This window comes from Kibdelosporangium phytohabitans, assembly GCF_001302585.1.
GTDB classification, from domain to species: domain Bacteria; phylum Actinomycetota; class Actinomycetes; order Mycobacteriales; family Pseudonocardiaceae; genus Kibdelosporangium; species Kibdelosporangium phytohabitans.
Genome location: NZ_CP012752.1, coordinates 6,622,249 through 6,637,997 on the forward strand (window position 1 = coordinate 6,622,249; position 15,749 = coordinate 6,637,997).

A 15,749-nucleotide genomic window follows, 5' to 3' on the forward strand; every position below is an offset into this window, starting at 1 on the left:
GCCGCTGCCGTTGCCGGCTCCCCCGCCGTCGCCGACGGTGGAATTCCGGACACCACCAGGGCGGGCAGCACAGCGAGGGCCAAACCCCGTATCCAGCCATTGCGAATATCGAACATCACACCTCGCCTTTTGTCCGCAGAAGCGTGGGACAACTGCACCGGTCACACGCGCACGTGGACGTCGGGATAACGTAGCGCCCCCAGTACCCTCAAGTCGAATGTCAGTAGAACAGGCGTGACTTCACACGAAAAAGGGCCAATCGGGTGACGGACAAGGCGTCAAATCGACACATTCGAAATGAGGCAAAAAAGGTGCATCATATTCTCGCCAGCCAGGGAGGGCTCCCCGAAGTCTCGCCCGACACCTGCGGAAAGGGTGTGGGGACAGGTCCCGGGAAAGTCCCGTACAGTGCGACGATCGACTGGTCAGGCGTCCAGCGCATCCGCGAAGGGGAAACTTGTCAGCTGCTCGCTGCCGCCGTGCTGGATGAGGTAGGGGTTTTCGAGTTTGACCCCTTCTTTTCCGTCATCCGCGGTCAGGTAGCTTTCGACGCAGATCACCATGCCCGCTTCGAACGTGCCGTCATACGACGGCGTTCGCCATTCGTAAGCGGGCGGAACCTGTGGGTATTCGACCGACAATCCGACGCCGTGCACATAGCCGAAACTGTGGTCGTGGTAGCCATCGGGCGGTGTCCACGCCCGGTCCCGGAACTCCCCGAAAGTCAAACCCGACCGCAGCAACGCGGCGTTGTGCTCCAGTTGCTCGCGGGCGAGGGCGTACAGAGTCCGCTGGGTGCCGGTCCGGCGGCCGGTGCCGACGAGAAAAGTCCGTGACACGTCGGCGTTGTAGCCGTATGGACCGATCATGTCGGTGTCCAGGCACACCAGGTCGCCCGCTTCGATTTCGCGGCTACCCGCTTCCTGGTACCACGGCCGGGTCCGCGGCCCCGAGTTGAGCAGCCGGGTCTCGATCCACTCGCCGCCGCGCTCCGCGTTCACGCGATTGAGGATCGCCCACAGTTCGTTCTCGCTCGCCCCAGGCCGCGAGCCTGCCTCGGCCACTTCGGTGAGCGCGTCCTCGGCCACCGAGATCGACCGCCGCAGGCAGGCGATCTCGGTGGCCGACTTGATCATGCGAGCGCGTTCGAGGATGTCCTGGGCATAACGCACCTCGACGCCGGACTCCCGCAACGCGGTCAGCTCCGGCACACTCGTGCGGTCGATCGCCAGCGGGCCCCGCGACCCCAGCAGGTCGGCGAGCTCGGCGGCCCAGGACCGCGCACGGTCGGCCACCTGCGGGCCACCCGAGATGTGGTTGACCGCGACCGCCCGCCGCACCTCCCCGATCGTCTCCAGTCCGGCACTGAGGTGCTCGGCGTCCCGGTAGTCGAACAGGACCGTCGGCCCCGTGGCGGGCACGAACAGGTAGCGGCTCGGGAAGTGCATGGTCCAGAGCTGCATGTTGCGCGCGTCGGTGGCGTACCGGATGTTGATCGGGTCGTTGAGCAGCGCGGCCGCGCAACCCGCGTCACGCAGTGCCTGTTGCACGCGCCCCAGCCGGTACGCCCGCATCCGCGTCAGCTCGGCCGGCCCCGGCGTGTCCGATCCGGCTTTCCCGATGTCCGCCATGCCACTGTTCTCCCGCCCGAGGAGGTGTCCGTGCCCATGGCATACCCGAGCCGATCAACTGTCGAACGTGCTCCGCAGTGCGGTGATGAGGTTCGCGGCCGGTTGTTCGGCGGTGGGGGTGTTCCTGATGTGGTTCATGACGTACCCGAACGCCAGTCCGGTCACCGGGTCGGCGTAGCCGAGGGAACCGCCGAGACCGCCGAACCCGAACGAGGCCGGTGAGTACCAGGCAGCCGCGGGAGCGGGCAGGCCGAAACCGAGCCCGACCCGGAACGGCTGGAGGGTGACCAGGTCCGGGCCGGAGGTGTGCGGGGTGGTGGCCGCGGCGAGCGTGGCGGGAGTGAGGACGCGGTGGCCGTCGACCTCACCGATCAGGGCGGCGTAGAACCCGGCCAGTGCACGGGCCGTGCAGATGCCGTTGGTGGCGGGGATTTCGGCTGCTTGTTCGTCGGGATCGTTGTGGTCGAACGACGGCTCGACGCAGCCGTAGGCGCGGCGGGTCAGCGAGTTCGGGTCGGCGAACGCCGAGGCGAGAGCCCGGACGGGTTCGGGGAGCTGGTCGAGATCGACCGCCGCCTGGTCGAAGCCGACCGGGGGCAGCACGAGCCTGCTGACCCGGTGCTGCTCGCTCTTGGGCAGCCCGATGTGGAAGTCGAGGTCCAACGGCCGCGCGATCTCGTCGTGCAGGAAGGTGCCCAGGGTCCGCCCGGAGACACGGCGGACGACCTCGCCGACCAGCCAGCCGTAGGTGAGCGCGTGGTAGCCGTGCCGGGTGCCTGGCTGCCACTGTGGGCGTTGCGCGGCAAGGGCTTCGACAATCGGGTGCCAGGCGAGGGCGTCGGCGCGGGCGACCGGGCGGTCCACGGCGACCAGGCCGGCCTGGTGGGTCAACAGCCAGCGGACCGGCAATTCCTGCTTGCCCTCGGCGGCGAATTCCGGCCAGTACGCGGCGACCGGTGCGTCCAGGTCCAGTTCACCGCGCTGGACGAGCAGCAGCGCACACGCTGTCGTGGCGGCCTTGGTGGTCGAGTAGACCACCTGCGAGGTGTCCTGTTCCCACGGCCGTCCGGTCTCGGGATCGGCGATCCCGCCCCACAGGTCGACGACCGGCCGGCCGTGTGCGTACACGCTGACCGCGGCCCCGATCTCGGCGCCGTCGGCGAAGTTCGCCGCGAACGCGTCACCGACTGCCTCGAACCCGGGCGCGACGAAGCCCTCGACCTCAGGCATCGGCGCTCCCCGAGATGGCTCGCCGGCAGAACGTGACCAGTTCGCCGGTGTAGGCGGCCACGTCCAGGCCCGGCGTGGTCAGCAGCCGCTGCAACGCACCGGACAGCAGATCCCTGATGACCACCGCGGCGACCCGGGGGACCAGATCGCCCCGGAACTCACCGTCGCGTTGCCCCTGGGCGAGTACCTGTTCGATGCCGTCCAACTCGGCGCTGTTCGCCTGGTCCACCCAGCGTTCGCGCGCCTGCGGGTGGCCGTTGAGGATCTGTATCAGCGCTCGCATGTGCGCGCGGTGCGAATCGTAGAAGGCGATGCTGCCCGCGACGAACGACAGCACGGCGTCGGTGCTGGACGATGCCTGGTCGGAACGCAGGCGGATCTGCGCTCCGCCCGTGCCGTAGATCTCGGCCACCACCTGGCCGATGAGCTCGTCCTTGTCGGCGAAGTGGTACGAGATCAGCCCCGGGCTGCTCAACCCCGCGCGCTTGGCGATCTGCGCGAACGAGGCGCCTGTGTACCCCACCTCGGCGATGGTCTCGATCGCGGCGGCGACGATCTGCCTGCGCCTGCCGACCTCGGTGAACGTCAGTTCACCCGACCCACTCTTAGGTTGCATGACCTAATCATAGCTTGATCAACCTAGACGCCGACGCCCGCGATCCGATCAGGTGCCACGCACAACGAGACGCTGGTCCTTTGTGCCCGGATCAAGACCCACCGCCTGCCCCCTGCCGGCGTCCGGCCAGCGGATCGCGGCTCCCTCGCCGTAGGCCACCGCGTCACGCAGACCGGCGCAGCCAGCCGGTGACGCGCCGTCCTCGGCGCTCGCCGTCGACGCGAAACCCGTTGCGAGGGTGACGACAATCAGGCCGACCAGGATTCTCCGGAACATTTCCACTCCCCTTCAGGAACAGTGCGCCAACGATACGGCTCTGCGAGAATTACCCGCAATGATCGCGCGGGTGAAACGGAAGCATCGAATCGTCATGCCCACTGCTCCAGTCGAGTGGTCACGCTGCTTCAAACCTCATGAGGGAGTGATCCCGCCGCGCATGGAGCCACGCGGTGTCGCCGCACGGGCGAGACGACTGCGCACGTCACCGGCTTGCTTCAGGCTGACGGCCCAACCGTGGCCACGCTCCCCCGCCGGGGTACCGCCGAGCGGACGCCGAGTGACGAAGCACGCGAAGAATTGAATGTTTGACGCAGTGAAAACCTATCGGCCTGCTCATCCACGACACTTCACGTGTAGCTCGAAAAGGTACACCCGACAGAGTCCGGGAAAATGGATATCTTGACGAAGCCGAAGTCGAATCGACGGCAGGCAGCGATCGAGCCTCACGCACACAGGCGAGTCCGGGTGGCCGCCAACCCCGGACTCGCCTGTTCCACCACCGGCCCGCCCCGGGGCGTCCCACGGCGTCTTGAATTGCCTGAGTCAGTCAACTGTCTGATGATGGACGCATGAGTCGTCTGGAGAATCTGCTTGGCGCGCAGTCGTTGGCGCTGGCGGACCACCTGATGGAGGCGGACATCGATGGCGCGGCGATGCCGGGTTCCGAGCGTGCGGCGCTGGTGACGCTGCTGGCCCACCCCGACCGGTCGGTGCGCTGGCTCGGCGACGTGCTGGGCCTGACCAGCTCCGGCGGGACCAGGCTGGTGGATCGCCTGGTCGCGGCCGGGTTGGTCACGCGGACCGCGGGCGAGGACGCGCGCAGCCGCCAGGTGCGGCTGACCCGTTCCGGCCGGCTGCGGGCGCGGAAAGTGCTGAAATCCAGACAAGCCGTGCTTGCCGCCGCGGTGGGCGCGCTGTCGGCGCAGGAACGCGACCAGCTCGAGTCACTACTGGACAAGATGGTCTCCGGGCTTGCCGAGACACGGTTGCCCGCGCTGCGGGTGTGCCGTTTGTGCGACCGCGACGCCTGCGCTCCCCAGGACAGGCAGTGCCCCCTTCAGCACACCGTGATCGAGGGTGATCCGTATGGCTGAGGCGTTACGAGAACGCACTACGCCACCCATCAGCCGCATCGTCCTGCCGGGTACGGCGATGATCGCGGTGACCTTCGGGCTCGCCCGCTACGGCTACGGCCTGCTGCTGCCCGACATGCAGTCGCACCTGCGGATCAGCGCCGACGTCGCCGGACTGATCTCCTCCAGCGCGTACCTGGCGTACCTGGCGGCGAACTTCCTGGTGGTCTGGCTGACGGTCCGGCTCGGGCCGCGATGGACACTGGGCGCGGCGGCTGGACTGGCCGCGGCCGGGATGACCGTCATCGCCGTCGCGGACGGGCCGATGCTGCTGGCCACGGGTGTCATGGTGGCCGGTGCCGCGGCGGGCCTGGCGTTTCCGCCGTATGCCGACATCGTCGACGCCGAGGTACCGCGGGTACGGCGCGCGCTCGCGTGGTCGACGATCAGTTCCGGCACGGGATGGGGTGTGGCTCTCGCCGGTCCGATCGCGGTGGTCGCCGGTCAGAACTGGCGGGTCGCGTGGCTGGTGTTCGTCGCGCTGGCCATCGGCGTGGGTTTCCTCGCGGTGCTGCGGACGCCGTCTCGCCGCGGGATCGCCGGCCCATCGGTGAAGCTGAACTGGTCGTGGTTCGTCTGCCCCAGATCAGGGCCGCTGCTCGCGTCGGCCGTGCTGGTCGGCCTCGGCAGTTCCGTCTGGTGGTCGTTCAGCGTGGACGCCATGCGGGAAGCCGGGATCGCCACCACCTGGGCGCGGATCGTGTACGCGGTGTGCGGCGCGGCCAGCCTGCTCGCTTCGTTGAGCGGAAGCGTCTTCACCCGGCTCGGGCTTCGTGCCGGTTATCGGATCGGCGTGGTTCTGCTGGCGGTCGCGCTGCTGCTGCTCGGTGCCGGGACCGGGCAACTGGCGTTGGTCGTGATCGCGGCGGTGTTGTTCGGTGCCAGTTACGCCGCAGTCGTGGCGGCGCAAGGGCTGTGGAGCGCCGAAGTCTTCGCCGAACGTCCGTCAGCCGGTCTGGCCGCGATCAACACGGCATTGACCATCGGCACCATCATCGGTCCCGCCACAGCCGGTCTGCTGGTCGGCCAGGTCGGATACCCCGTGGTGCTCCTCGCTGCCGCTGCGTGTTGCGCACTGGGCTTGACCTGCGCACCGGCACGACAGGCGGCCTGATCGATGACAGATTGGTCACACCACTTGGCGGGTAGCCAAAACACATGCCTGGCCAAGATGAAATGCCCACGAGCGACCACGACCTCACCGCGATCCTCGCGGACGACCACCGGGACCTGGCACGTTTCTGCACAGAGCTGGAACTGGACCAGGGCAGTCCCGAGAACCGCAAGGAGTTAGCCGACCACCTGATCGCGCAGTTCGTCCAGCACCTCGTCGCCGAGGACCTGCCGCGCCCCGGCGACGACCACGACGAGGTCGACGACGTGATGCGACGCCTCGCCGACACCGGGCCGCAGCAACCCCAGTTCGAGACCCTGCTGGGCGCGTTCATCCAGACCGTGCGCAGTCATGTGGACGAGAGCGGACCTGCTGCCCTGCAACAAATCCAGTCGTCGTGTTCGCCGGATCGGCTGCGTCACCTCGGCAAGGCGGTGCGCCAGTCCCGCGACCGCGCTCGATCTGTTCCGCACCCCGCCGTGTCGGACCGGGTGGCACCGAAATCCGTTCTACGGCGTGGGTCCGGCATCGTGGACCGCGCCAGGTCCGCCGCGAGCCAGTCACTGCCACAGGACGAGCAACACCACTGAGGGCCCGGACGGTGGGACAGCCCGCTTGCGGCTGTCCCACCCGGATTTCGGTCAGGAACGGTGTTCCTGCACCGTCGTTCTGGCTTCCTGCGCGCGATCCGCCACGTTTCCGGCGGACGACCTCGCCTCGTCGGACACCGTGCTCACCGCGTCCTGCGCGGTCGACTTCACCGACTGGGCCGCTTCCTGCACGGGTTCGCTGAGCCGGTCCTTGACCTGCTCAGCCACGTGCCCCAGTTGCTCCGAGTGCTCGCGCACGAAGTCCTTGGTCTGGTCGGCCACCTGCTGCTCCACCTTGCTGGCGGGCAGCAGTGACGCGGTGAGCCAGCCGACACCGAAGGCGATCAGACCGGCTGCCAGCGGATTGCCCTCCGTACCGCGGCGAACTGCCTGCGGCGCATCAGAGACGGCGTCGGACACGGCGGTGGCCGCCCGGTTGACCTGATCGCCCGCGGTGGACGCGGTGTCCGACGCGCTGCCCATTACCTTCTCCCGCAAGTTCGTCATGCCGCGCCGGGCGCGGTCTGTCTTGCGCTGCATGATCTTGCGTGGCGTCACCTTCTCGGTGAGCGCGTCGACGTCCGCACCCAACGTGCGCTGCGTGCGTTCGATTTCCTGACGGATCTGACGTGGATCATCAGTGCTCATGGGTACTCCTCAGTGGCCCTTCAACGCGTCCGGCACCTGCTTGAGGGTGTCCGCGGTCTGTTTCGGCTTCGGGTTGATGTCACGCAGCTGCTTGCGGCCGCTGGTGTAGAGCACCGCGCCGAGCGCGGCCCACACGAGCGCGACGATCAGCCCGGCCCAGCCCGCGTCCATGACGTTGGACAATCCCGCCCAGAGCGCGATCGACAGGAACAGCAGCACCATCCAGCCCGCGATCCCGGCGCCGGTCAGCATCCCGGCGCCCCGGCCGGCCTTGCCGGCCTCGACCTTCAGTTCGGCCTTGGCCAGCGCCAGTTCCTGGCGCAACAACGTGGAAAGGTCGCGGGACACGTTGCTCATCAGCTCGCCGACGGACGCTTCCGCGACGTCCGGGCGGCTTGGACCCGGCGGTGGCAGTGGTGGCGGGACTGTCATGAGCGCACCGGTCCAGGTCCGTGCCACGGTGGCGGCGGTGCGGTGCCTTGGTCCGGCTGCGCCGGATACGGGGGCGGGACGGCGTAACCACCTGGCGGCACCGACCCGTCGGGAGGCGGCTGCGAGTAGGACGGCGACTGGCCCGTGTACGTCGGCGGCGCCTGATTCGGCGGGTACGCGGGTGGGACGGTGCTGGGCGGGTACGCGTCGGGCCGCACGGCGCTCGGCAGCCTGTCCGTGTCGGCCCTGGCCACCTCACTGGGCTTCTCGTCGGCCGAATCGTCGCTCTGGGCGTCGATCGCTCCTCGCGTGAGCCTGCCGACCAGCACGCCCGCCAAGGCCGCACCGGCCAGGAAGACGCCGGGTTTGCGGCGGGCGAAGGCACGGACCTCGTCGAGCAGGTCACCGGGCCTGCGGTCGTCCAGCCAGGAGGCGACTGCCCGGGTGTGCCCGGCAGCCTGGTTGATCATCTCGGGAGCCATGCCGGACTGGTCGGACTTGGTGTACATGTCGTCCAGCTGGTCGGCGAGGGTGTGCAGGCTCTCCGCGGCTTTGCGCTGGCCGTCCTGCGCTTGCTCGGTCAGCTGCCGCCGGGCGTCGTGCATCAGGTTGCGGGCCTGCCGCCCGGCCTCGTCGGCCACTCGTCTGGTCTGGTCACCGGCGGCGTCGAGTACGTGCTTGCCTTCTCGCGCTGCCTGGTCACCGACCTGCGCGGCTTGCTGTTTGGCCACCTGCGGGGTGGACGGCGGATCGTGACGGTCGTGTTGCGCGGGGTATCCACCAGGTGGGTGGGTCATCGTGTTCCTCCGCGGGACTCGCTGGATCCGACCCGATCGAGCCGGTCGGAGTCGGACGTTGGCACCGACGGAGGCCGAATACCCAGGAGTGGCGGTGATAACCAGGAGAGTGGAGCCTGTTACCTGGCGGCGGGATAGGCGTCTGCCTTGAGCAGACGGGCCAGGTGGGCGGCGTTGCGGGCGGAGGTCGCGTTGGTCGACTTCACCGCATCGGGTGTTTCGTCGAGGTCGTTGTAGTCGGTGCCCTGCATCGCCTCGCCGTTCCAGTACGTGCACCCCTGCGCCGGAACGGTGAATCCGGTGTCGTTGAGGGCCTGGAACAGGTCCGCGACGATCTTGTGCGCGCCGTCCTCGTTGCCGACCACCGCGGCGAGCGCGATCTTGTCGAACAACGCGGGCCGTCCCGCGTCGTCGGTCTCCGACAGCGCGGCGTCGAGCCGTTCGAGCACGCGCTGCGCGATGCTGGACATGTGGCCCATCCAGGTCGGTGTGGACAGGATGAAGATGTCCGCCTCGGCGACCTTCTCCCGCAACTGCGGCCACTGGTCGCCACCACCCATGTCGGCCTCGACGCCGGGCCGCACGTCGTAGTCGACCACCCGGACGACCTCCCCCGTGATGTCGTATGTGGACAGTTCGTCGAGCAGCTGGCGTGCGATCAGTTCACTGCTGGACGACGCCGGGGACGGCTTGAGACTGCAGACGAACGCGACGGCACGCAAAGCCATGAGAATCTCCCGAGTGGACGGTGATCGTTTGGTTTCCTCATCGGCTCGCATACCCGCGATCCGGCGGCACCAACCATGGCGAATGCGCGAAACGGCCTGCCCGGGGCAGGCGGGTCACCAGTACGCGGGAAGGAGCTGATCGGTTTGCGACAGGATGTGATCGGCCAGGGTGCCGGACACGGGTGGCCACTCGAGGTGGGCGGTCGCGATGTCGAGCTGGGAGCGCATGGTGTCCAGCGGCAGGGGCCGCCGCCGGGTCAGCATCCAGGTCGACGTGCATGTCATCGGTACGAACGGGTACATCGAGGTGAGGTCGCTGACGCCTTCGCGGATCCGGGTCGTGCTCGCCGCCAGCATGTCCTCCGACGCCGCCGGTTTGATCAGCAGGAAATCCGATTCGGTGAGCCTGATCGCGCGGTCGACCGGCCTGAGTTCGGCTCGCAGCAGCTCGGCGATGTTCTGGCCGGTGTGGATCACGGCGCGGACGTCGTGCTGCTCGTGCGGGTCGGTCAGCGGGTGGACCTTGAGCATGATCAGGCCGAGCGGGACGGTGTCGGTCGATGGACCCAGCCACGAGGCGAGCATCGACGGCGTGTGCAGACCGGTGTCCGGGTCGCGGTCGATGCCGTGATCGCGGGCGGTGTCCTCCAGTATGGCGCTGGATTTCTCGGTCTGGCGGTCGATCGCGCCGACCAGTCTGCGGAAAGCCGCCTCGGTGCACTGCTCCACGACGACGGACGCCGGTTCCGACACGCTGGCAAGGGTTTCGTCGATCTTGTGCCGGACGACCGGGGGCAGCCGGTCGCCGAGCGCGTCGCGCAGCCGCACCACTTCGGCGTACGCCTCGTCGCGGCGCAGACCCCAGCGCCCGTGGAAGAGCCTCGCCGCTTCGAGCCTCGTGCGTTGCGGGTCGACGTCTTCCAGGTCCTGCGCGATGACCGCGGCACCGAAGCTGGGTGACAGCACCGCCACGGACCACTCACGGGTGAGGTCCTCGTTCTTGCGCAGCAGGACCGGCGTGACGCCCGGCGGCAGGTCCGGCCGGGTCCTGTCGGCCATGCCGACCACTGTCGCCGCCGCCCGGACCGCGATGTTCGCGTACACCTTGCTTTCCCGCTCGAAGTAGGGCAGGCGCTGGAACATGGCGATGACGACCATCGGGTCGGTGCCGACGTGAGCCAGCGCGGCCTGCTCGACCGCGTGGGACGCGATGACGAGCAACCGCTTGGTCAGCAGCCCCGCCCTGGTGGCCGATACGGTCTCATCCATCGTTCACCACATCGCGCTGGTAGGGGGCTCGGCGCCGGACGTCGCGAGTGCTTGGCCGCCGAGTTCGGGAACTCGCCCAATTTGCCACAGGGGCGTGGACACGAATGGGTGACCCTGTTGTCACCCGCGTGGTGCCACTAGGAAGCGTGCGCGGTGCGGGCCAGGCGCACCAGGTGCGATCGGCGGCGAGTGCCGAGCTTGCCTCCGATCGCCTCCAGGTGCCGGTTCACGGTGCGTACCGCGATGCCGGGCTCGGCGGCGATCTCGTGGTTGTCGTACGCCTTCGCCAAGCAGCGCAGCACATCTCGTTCCCGCGCGGTGAGCCGCCGGATGTCGGGCGCGTCGGCCCTGCTGACGTGGTCGCGCAACCCGGGCAGGACACCGGCGGCTGACGCGTGTGACAACACCGGGACCCGCACGTCAGGATGCCGCTCGCGCAACTCGGTGATGACGCCGAGCGCGCGATGGTCCCCCAGCAGCGGCACTTGCGGGCGGAACGCCGCCACCAGCCGTGCCGCGGTCGCGGTGTCCGCCGGTTCGGCGACGGCATCGACGACTCCCGCACTGACCAGGCCAGTGCGTGCGCCATCGCGTGCCGCCAGCACCACCCTGCGTGCCGCCGATCTGTTGCGCCGCTGCCTGATCGAGGCCGCCGAAGGCCGTGGGGACCTGCTCGGCGCGGTCGCCGACTACGAGCGGCAGATGTTCGAGTACGGCGCTGAAGCCGTGCGGTTCAGCCTCGCCGCGCTCCCGGCCTACCCACCGACGCAGGCCTGACACCGCCGATCAGGATTTCGACGAGGTGGCCCGCGTGCGCGGGCCACCTCCAGTCATGTCCCGGTCAGGAGCACTGGCTCGTGGGCGTGTAGTTGGCGCCGACCCACTCGGTGACCGGCTTCCAGACCGTCCAGGTCCGCTCGACGTTCCTGCCGATCGTGCGGCACGCGAACTCGAACCGGCCCGTGCGCGTGTTGTAGGGCCTGATGTACTGCGTCTGCTGCCCGCAGTTCCGGTAGGTCATGAAGTCCCCGCCGGGACCGGAGGGATAACTCGTTCCACATGGGGCGGCAGCCACACCGGCACCGGAAGCGCTGTCCGGCGTGGCGGCGACCGCCGTGCCGCCGACGCTGACCAGTGCGATGACTCCCGCGAGGATCGCGGTCTTCGCTGTCTTCATGTGCACTCACTCCCACACTCAAATTAGTAAGGAAAGTTTCCTAACAATGACTTCGGTCGACGGGCCGCTACAACGGGTTTCAGGCACGGCTGAACCCGCCGGGTGCTGGCTTACATACCGGCGAGCATGTATGTTTGCCGCACCGGTCAGTGCCGTGCGTACGCGTCGAGGGGTGGCCCGATGTTCGAGTGGTCCGAGACCGACCTGCTGATCCGCGCCTCGATCCGCGGGTTCGCGGACAAGGAGATCCGGCCGCACCTGGACCGCCTCGAGTCGGGACAGCTGCCGCCGTACGACATCATCCGCGCGTTCTGGTCCGCGTTCGGCATCGACGTGCTGGCCCGTGAGGCGATCACCAAGCTGCTGGACAAGCAGCAGCGCCGCGAAGATCCGGAGACGGACAAGCCGAAACGCGCCGGCTCACCGTTCGGCGGGCAGGAGTCGCTGGCGCTGATCGCGGTCAGCGAGATCGCCGGGGTGAGCCTCGGCCTGGTCGCCTCGGTCGGCGTCAGCCTCGGCCTGACCGCGCAGACCATCCTGACCCGGGGAACACTCGCGCAGAAACAGCGGTGGCTGCCGAAACTCGCGACCTTCGAGCACATCGGCGCGTGGGCGATCACCGAACCGGAGTCCGGGTCGGACGCGTTCGGCGGGATGAAGACCACCGCGCGCCGCGACGGCGACGGATACGTCCTCACCGGACAGAAGACGTTCATCACCAACGGCCCGCACGCGGACGTCACGGTCGTCTACGCCAAGCTCGACGAAGGCGACGGCACCCCCATCCGGGACCGCAAAGTGCTGACCTTCGTACTGGACAGGGGCCTGCCCGGGTTCACACAGGGCAAGGCGTTCAAGAAGATGGGCATGATGTCCTCACCGACCGGTGAGCTGTTCTTCGACAACGTCCGGCTCGGCCGCGACCGGCTGCTCGGCGAACGCGAACCGGAACCCGGCGGCGACAGCCGCGCCGAGGTCCGATCGGGCTTCACCGCCGAGCGGATCGGCGTGGCCGGCCCTGTCGCTGGGCATCATCGACGAGTGCCACAGCCTGTCGGTGGACTACGCCAGGACCCGGCAGGCCTGGGGCCAGGAAATAGGGCGCTACCAACTGATCCAGCTCAAACTGGCCAAGATGGAGGTGGCCCGGCTCAACGTGCGCAACATGGTGTTCAACACGATCGAACGACTGCGCGCGGGCAAACCGCCCACGCTCGCCGAAGCGTCGGCGATGAAGCTCTACTCGTCCGAGGCGGCGACCGAAGTCGCGATGGAGGCGGTACAACTGTTCGGCGGCAACGGTTACATGGCCGAGTACCGCGTGGAGCAGCTGGCCAGGGACGCGAAGTCGCTGATGATCTACGCGGGCAGCAACGAGATCCAGGTCACGCACATCGCCAAAGGCCTGCTGCGCCAGTGACAGGCCGGCCGAGGTGCTGCGCGTCGCTCAACCGTCGGCGTCCCAGCAGACCCGCGGCCCACTCGCTTCTACACCGCTCTAACTGTATGAAGTGTGGCACAGTGGCCGAACAGGCCGCGCTCCGTCGGGTTACGATGGCGCCATCGGGGTAGAAACGTGCTCCTCAGCGGGCACGCGCATACGCGGTATCGGATGATCCGTCACTCCTTCACCCGAAGGAGTGCGTGGTGCTTTCCCGTTCCGATGCGACAACCCACTCGTCGTTGGCCGAGGTGTGGCCGGCTCTGGCCGGGCTGTCGGCCGTGTTCCTGTTCGAGATGCTCGACAACTCGATCCTCAACGTCGCGTTGCCGACCATCGGCCGTGAACTCGCCGCCTCGGCGACCACCCTGCAATGGGTCACGGGGGCCTATTCCGTCGTGTTCGGCGGGCTGATGCTGGTGTTCGGCGCATTGGCCGACCGGGCCGGTCGGCGCAAGGTCATGCTCGCCGGGCTCGTGCTGCTCGGCACGGCGAGCCTGGCCACGATGTTCGTCACGGCCGCGTGGCAGCTCATCGCCGTCCGCGCTGTCATGGGCGTCGCGGCCGCGATGACGACACCAGGGTCGCTCGCCCTGGCGTTCCGCCTGTTCGACGACGACAAGCCGCGTGTACGCGCGACCACGCTGATCTCGACCGTGGGCCTGGTCGGCCTCGCCACCGGCCCCACCCTCGGCGGGTTCGCGCTGACCTTCGCGCCGTGGCAGGCGTTGCTGCTGGTGAACGTGCCGGTCGCGGTGCTCGCGTTCGTCGGCATCCGAGTCGGCATCCCCGTCGACAGGCCGGACGACCTGCACCGCGACCCGATCGACGTCGCCGGTGCGGTCCTGGGGACGTCGACGATCGTCCTCGCACTCGTGTCCCCGACGCTTTTCGTCGAAGCGGGCGCCGCCTCGGCACTGCCGTGGATCACCGCCGTGGCCGCTCTCGTCGTCGGAACCTGCTTCGTCATCCGCCAGAAGACCGCCCGGCACCCGATGCTGGACCTGAAGCTCGTCGCCCGCCCGCTCGTGTCCAGCGGCCTGGCGCTCAAAGCCGCGGCGGGGCTGGCCACCGCCGGGCTCAGCTACCTCGCGACGCTGCAACTCCAGCTCGACCTGCGGTGGACACCCGCCCAGGCGGCCATCGGGATGTTGCCGCAGGTCGTCGTCCTGATCGCAGGCGGTGTGCTGATCAGTCCCCTGATCGCGCGAGTCGGCCTCGTCAAAGCCGCCTGGCTCAGCGCCAGCGCAGTCGTGTGTGGACTGGCCGTCTACACCGCGTTCGGGCGGATCGGCTACGCGTGGATCGCCCTCGCTCTTGTCCTTGTCGCGGCGGGCATGCGGGTGGTCGGTGTCGTGGCCGGCAACAACGTGATCCGTGGTCTGCCGGAGAACCGCACCACCATCGGCGCCGCGCTGATCGACACCGCCAGTGAAGTCACCACCGGGATCGGCATCGCCCTCAGCGGCACGATCCTGGCCGCGTTCGTCCCCGGCGCGCTGGCGGCAGCCGCTTGGAGCGCGCGGCAGACCACCGCGTTCCGGGAGGCGATCACCTACGCGGGACTCGCGCTCACCCTGTTGTCCGCGGCTCTCGTGGGATGGGGCATTGTCCGTGGCCGAGCCGTTGACCAGCCAGGGGCCGGTGGATCCCGCTGAGGTTCAGAACGCGGCGACCTTGACGATCCCGCCGAGGGCGGTGTTGGTCTCGTTGATGGCGACCTTCAGGCGGATCCGGCCGTCGAGCGGGTCCTTGACCTTGCGGAACTCGCAGTCCCTGGTGAAGCCGCGCCGCTGGGAGTCGTAGTCCGTGCCGAACTTGTGGTACAGCTCGTACGGGCCGGACAAGCCAGCCAAGTTGGCCTTGGCGCCACTGTGCACGAACACAGCGGTTCGCGGCATGGCCACGTCACCGGTTACCGCGGACACCACGGCGTCCCGGTTGCTGTCGTTGGTGACCTCAATGGAGCCTGGGCCGCCGGGACCACGTTGCAGGACTTCACCGTTGCCGGGCTTGCGGACCTCGAGAACAGGCTTGTCCGGTTCAGGCGGTACGGGAAAGCCCGTGAACCGGACACCGGCCTCGGCGAAAGTCGCCGGCAGGTCCCGCAGGTGTGCCCTGTCCAGCGCCTGCCGTGTGGCGACCTTGGCCTGGTACACCCGCAACGGCGCCGGGAACGGCACGCCGCAGGCACTGTTGCCAGTGGCGGCGATGGGCGTGTCCAGCTCCACGGTGGCGACGAAGTGTTCCAGCAGGAGCCTGTGGGCCTCGACGGCGGCCCTGGGCGGCTTGAGGTTGCGGAATTCGACTGCCCGCTCCCGCAACGTGGTGTTGAGCCGGCCGCGGACCTCGTTGACCTGTTCCACAGTGGCCGCCGGGTTCACCTGATCGGTGAGCGGCCGGACTGCCTCGACCAGCTCTGTGAGCTTCTGCTGGTAGTCACCGGCACTCAGCTCAGCCCGAGCCGTCGGCTTCGACGGCTCGTCGGATCCGCTGCACGCGGTCACGGCGAACAACAGCACACAGGCGGCAGCGGTGACACGACCGAACGGACTCCCCGTCCATTCAGCCCAGAGTGCTGCGACATTCGCCACCCGCCATACGCCGGAACTCAGCAGGAGCGGGTGGAAATGGCGGATCCACGCACTGACTCGGGCGCAATCC

19 protein-coding genes and 1 pseudogene are annotated in these 15,749 nt (G+C 68.5%); 7 read left to right on the plus strand and 13 right to left on the minus strand.

The window, feature by feature from the left end:
* Positions 1–425 precede the first annotated feature (425 nt).
* The 4 genes from AOZ06_RS29880 to AOZ06_RS29895 are packed head-to-tail and all read right to left on the minus strand — an operon-like array spanning position 426 to position 3,753.
* Positions 426–1,631, minus strand: coding sequence for a M24 family metallopeptidase (locus AOZ06_RS29880; RefSeq protein WP_054292447.1), 1,206 nt, complete (start codon positions 1,629–1,631; stop codon positions 426–428).
* Between the two features lie 54 nt (positions 1,632–1,685).
* On the minus strand, positions 1,686–2,861 hold the full coding sequence (locus tag AOZ06_RS29885) for a serine hydrolase domain-containing protein (RefSeq protein ID WP_054292448.1): 1,176 nt from the start codon (positions 2,859–2,861) through the stop codon (positions 1,686–1,688).
* A complete protein-coding gene (locus AOZ06_RS29890; RefSeq protein ID WP_054292449.1) occupies positions 2,854–3,477 on the minus strand; it encodes a TetR/AcrR family transcriptional regulator in 624 nt (207 codons plus the stop codon). Before AOZ06_RS29890 ends, AOZ06_RS29885 begins: the two co-directional genes overlap by 8 nt.
* Positions 3,478–3,525: 48 nt before the next feature.
* Positions 3,526–3,753 carry a hypothetical protein gene (locus AOZ06_RS29895; protein WP_054292450.1) on the minus strand — a complete coding sequence of 76 codons (228 nt, stop codon included), beginning with the start codon at positions 3,751–3,753 and terminating at the stop codon, positions 3,526–3,528.
* A 572-nt stretch (positions 3,754–4,325) separates the two neighbouring features.
* Between AOZ06_RS29895 and AOZ06_RS29900 the strand changes: the two genes are divergently transcribed.
* From AOZ06_RS29900 to AOZ06_RS29910, 3 genes are all read left to right on the plus strand, one after another.
* Positions 4,326–4,850, plus strand: a complete 525-nt coding sequence (locus AOZ06_RS29900) for a MarR family winged helix-turn-helix transcriptional regulator (protein ID WP_054292451.1) — start codon at positions 4,326–4,328, stop codon at positions 4,848–4,850.
* The gene (locus AOZ06_RS29905; RefSeq protein ID WP_083472026.1) at positions 4,843–6,003 is read left to right on the plus strand and encodes an MFS transporter; all 1,161 of its coding nucleotides are present in this window, start codon (positions 4,843–4,845) and stop codon (positions 6,001–6,003) included. The genes AOZ06_RS29900 and AOZ06_RS29905 overlap by 8 nt, the downstream gene beginning before the upstream one ends.
* 62 nt (positions 6,004–6,065) lie before the next feature.
* Positions 6,066–6,593, plus strand: a complete 528-nt coding sequence (locus tag AOZ06_RS29910) for a hypothetical protein (protein ID WP_054292453.1) — start codon at positions 6,066–6,068, stop codon at positions 6,591–6,593.
* A 51-nt stretch (positions 6,594–6,644) separates the two neighbouring features.
* On the opposite strand, the gene AOZ06_RS29915 is transcribed toward AOZ06_RS29910, so the two are convergent.
* The 6 genes from AOZ06_RS29915 to AOZ06_RS29940 form a co-directional block, all read right to left on the minus strand.
* On the minus strand, positions 6,645–7,241 hold the full coding sequence (locus AOZ06_RS29915) for a DUF3618 domain-containing protein (RefSeq protein ID WP_054292454.1): 597 nt from the start codon (positions 7,239–7,241) through the stop codon (positions 6,645–6,647).
* 9 nt (positions 7,242–7,250) lie between these two features.
* Positions 7,251–7,673, minus strand: a complete 423-nt coding sequence (locus AOZ06_RS29920; RefSeq protein WP_054292455.1) for a phage holin family protein — start codon at positions 7,671–7,673, stop codon at positions 7,251–7,253.
* Entirely contained in the window at positions 7,670–8,470 is an 801-nt protein-coding gene (locus tag AOZ06_RS29925; RefSeq protein ID WP_157233338.1) for a hypothetical protein, read from the minus strand. The genes AOZ06_RS29920 and AOZ06_RS29925 overlap by 4 nt, the downstream gene beginning before the upstream one ends.
* Before the next feature lie 119 nt (positions 8,471–8,589).
* The gene (locus tag AOZ06_RS29930) at positions 8,590–9,198 is read right to left on the minus strand and encodes a flavodoxin family protein (RefSeq protein ID WP_054292457.1); all 609 of its coding nucleotides are present in this window, start codon (positions 9,196–9,198) and stop codon (positions 8,590–8,592) included.
* 114 nt (positions 9,199–9,312) lie between these two features.
* On the minus strand, positions 9,313–10,467 hold the full coding sequence (locus AOZ06_RS29935) for a DICT sensory domain-containing protein (protein ID WP_054292458.1): 1,155 nt from the start codon (positions 10,465–10,467) through the stop codon (positions 9,313–9,315).
* Between the two features lie 137 nt (positions 10,468–10,604).
* Positions 10,605–11,072 carry a response regulator transcription factor gene (locus AOZ06_RS29940; protein WP_169799002.1) on the minus strand — a complete coding sequence of 156 codons (468 nt, stop codon included), beginning with the start codon at positions 11,070–11,072 and terminating at the stop codon, positions 10,605–10,607.
* Between AOZ06_RS29940 and AOZ06_RS54720 the strand changes: the two genes are divergently transcribed.
* Complete coding sequence (locus tag AOZ06_RS54720; RefSeq protein ID WP_225952943.1) at positions 11,044–11,244, plus strand: hypothetical protein; 201 nt, start codon at positions 11,044–11,046, stop codon at positions 11,242–11,244. The genes AOZ06_RS29940 and AOZ06_RS54720 overlap by 29 nt on opposite strands.
* Positions 11,245–11,308: 64 nt before the next feature.
* On the opposite strand, the gene AOZ06_RS29945 is transcribed toward AOZ06_RS54720, so the two are convergent.
* Positions 11,309–11,644, minus strand: coding sequence for a hypothetical protein (locus tag AOZ06_RS29945; RefSeq protein WP_157233339.1), 336 nt, complete (start codon positions 11,642–11,644; stop codon positions 11,309–11,311).
* 180 nt (positions 11,645–11,824) lie between these two features.
* On the opposite strand from AOZ06_RS29945, the pseudogene AOZ06_RS60415 reads away from it, so the two are divergent.
* Positions 11,825–12,493, plus strand: a pseudogene (locus AOZ06_RS60415) (acyl-CoA dehydrogenase family protein); the annotation flags it as partial.
* A 27-nt stretch (positions 12,494–12,520) separates the two neighbouring features.
* On the opposite strand, the gene AOZ06_RS60420 reads toward AOZ06_RS60415, so the two are convergent.
* Positions 12,521–12,676 (minus strand): hypothetical protein, encoded by a 156-nt coding sequence (locus tag AOZ06_RS60420; RefSeq protein ID WP_225954716.1) that lies wholly within the window; start codon positions 12,674–12,676, stop codon positions 12,521–12,523.
* 25 nt (positions 12,677–12,701) lie between these two features.
* Between AOZ06_RS60420 and AOZ06_RS60425 the strand changes: the two genes are divergently transcribed.
* A complete protein-coding gene (locus AOZ06_RS60425) occupies positions 12,702–13,064 on the plus strand; it encodes an acyl-CoA dehydrogenase family protein (protein WP_236951787.1) in 363 nt (120 codons plus the stop codon).
* Positions 13,065–13,291: 227 nt separating this feature from the next.
* A complete protein-coding gene (locus AOZ06_RS29955) occupies positions 13,292–14,743 on the plus strand; it encodes an MFS transporter (protein WP_257721428.1) in 1,452 nt (483 codons plus the stop codon).
* 3 nt (positions 14,744–14,746) lie between these two features.
* Here the strand turns inward: AOZ06_RS29955 and AOZ06_RS29960 are convergent, their stop codons facing one another.
* Positions 14,747–15,679 carry a hypothetical protein gene (locus AOZ06_RS29960; protein ID WP_157233340.1) on the minus strand — a complete coding sequence of 311 codons (933 nt, stop codon included), beginning with the start codon at positions 15,677–15,679 and terminating at the stop codon, positions 14,747–14,749.
* Positions 15,680–15,749: the final 70 nt, after the last annotated feature.

What these genes read in the sequence shown, in the direction of transcription:
- AOZ06_RS29890 (WP_054292449.1), bottom strand. Translation starts at nt 3,477, where the DNA reads ATGCAACCTAAGAGTGGGTCGGGTGAACTGACGTTCACCGAGGTCGGC.
- AOZ06_RS29945 (WP_157233339.1), bottom strand. Translation starts at nt 11,644, where the DNA reads ATGAAGACAGCGAAGACCGCGATCCTCGCGGGAGTCATCGCACTGGTC.
- AOZ06_RS29920 (WP_054292455.1), bottom strand. Translation starts at nt 7,673, where the DNA reads ATGACAGTCCCGCCACCACTGCCACCGCCGGGTCCAAGCCGCCCGGAC.
- AOZ06_RS29905 (WP_083472026.1), top strand. Translation starts at nt 4,843, where the DNA reads ATGGCTGAGGCGTTACGAGAACGCACTACGCCACCCATCAGCCGCATC.
- AOZ06_RS60420 (WP_225954716.1), bottom strand. Translation starts at nt 12,676, where the DNA reads ATGCCCAGCGACAGGGCCGGCCACGCCGATCCGCTCGGCGGTGAAGCC.
- AOZ06_RS29935 (WP_054292458.1), bottom strand. Translation starts at nt 10,467, where the DNA reads ATGGATGAGACCGTATCGGCCACCAGGGCGGGGCTGCTGACCAAGCGG.
- AOZ06_RS29930 (WP_054292457.1), bottom strand. Translation starts at nt 9,198, where the DNA reads ATGGCTTTGCGTGCCGTCGCGTTCGTCTGCAGTCTCAAGCCGTCCCCG.
- AOZ06_RS29885 (WP_054292448.1), bottom strand. Translation starts at nt 2,861, where the DNA reads ATGCCTGAGGTCGAGGGCTTCGTCGCGCCCGGGTTCGAGGCAGTCGGT.
- AOZ06_RS29880 (WP_054292447.1), bottom strand. Translation starts at nt 1,631, where the DNA reads ATGGCGGACATCGGGAAAGCCGGATCGGACACGCCGGGGCCGGCCGAG.
- AOZ06_RS29915 (WP_054292454.1), bottom strand. Translation starts at nt 7,241, where the DNA reads ATGAGCACTGATGATCCACGTCAGATCCGTCAGGAAATCGAACGCACG.
- AOZ06_RS29925 (WP_157233338.1), bottom strand. Translation starts at nt 8,470, where the DNA reads ATGACCCACCCACCTGGTGGATACCCCGCGCAACACGACCGTCACGAT.
- AOZ06_RS29895 (WP_054292450.1), bottom strand. Translation starts at nt 3,753, where the DNA reads ATGTTCCGGAGAATCCTGGTCGGCCTGATTGTCGTCACCCTCGCAACG.
- AOZ06_RS29900 (WP_054292451.1), top strand. Translation starts at nt 4,326, where the DNA reads ATGAGTCGTCTGGAGAATCTGCTTGGCGCGCAGTCGTTGGCGCTGGCG.
- AOZ06_RS29910 (WP_054292453.1), top strand. Translation starts at nt 6,066, where the DNA reads ATGCCCACGAGCGACCACGACCTCACCGCGATCCTCGCGGACGACCAC.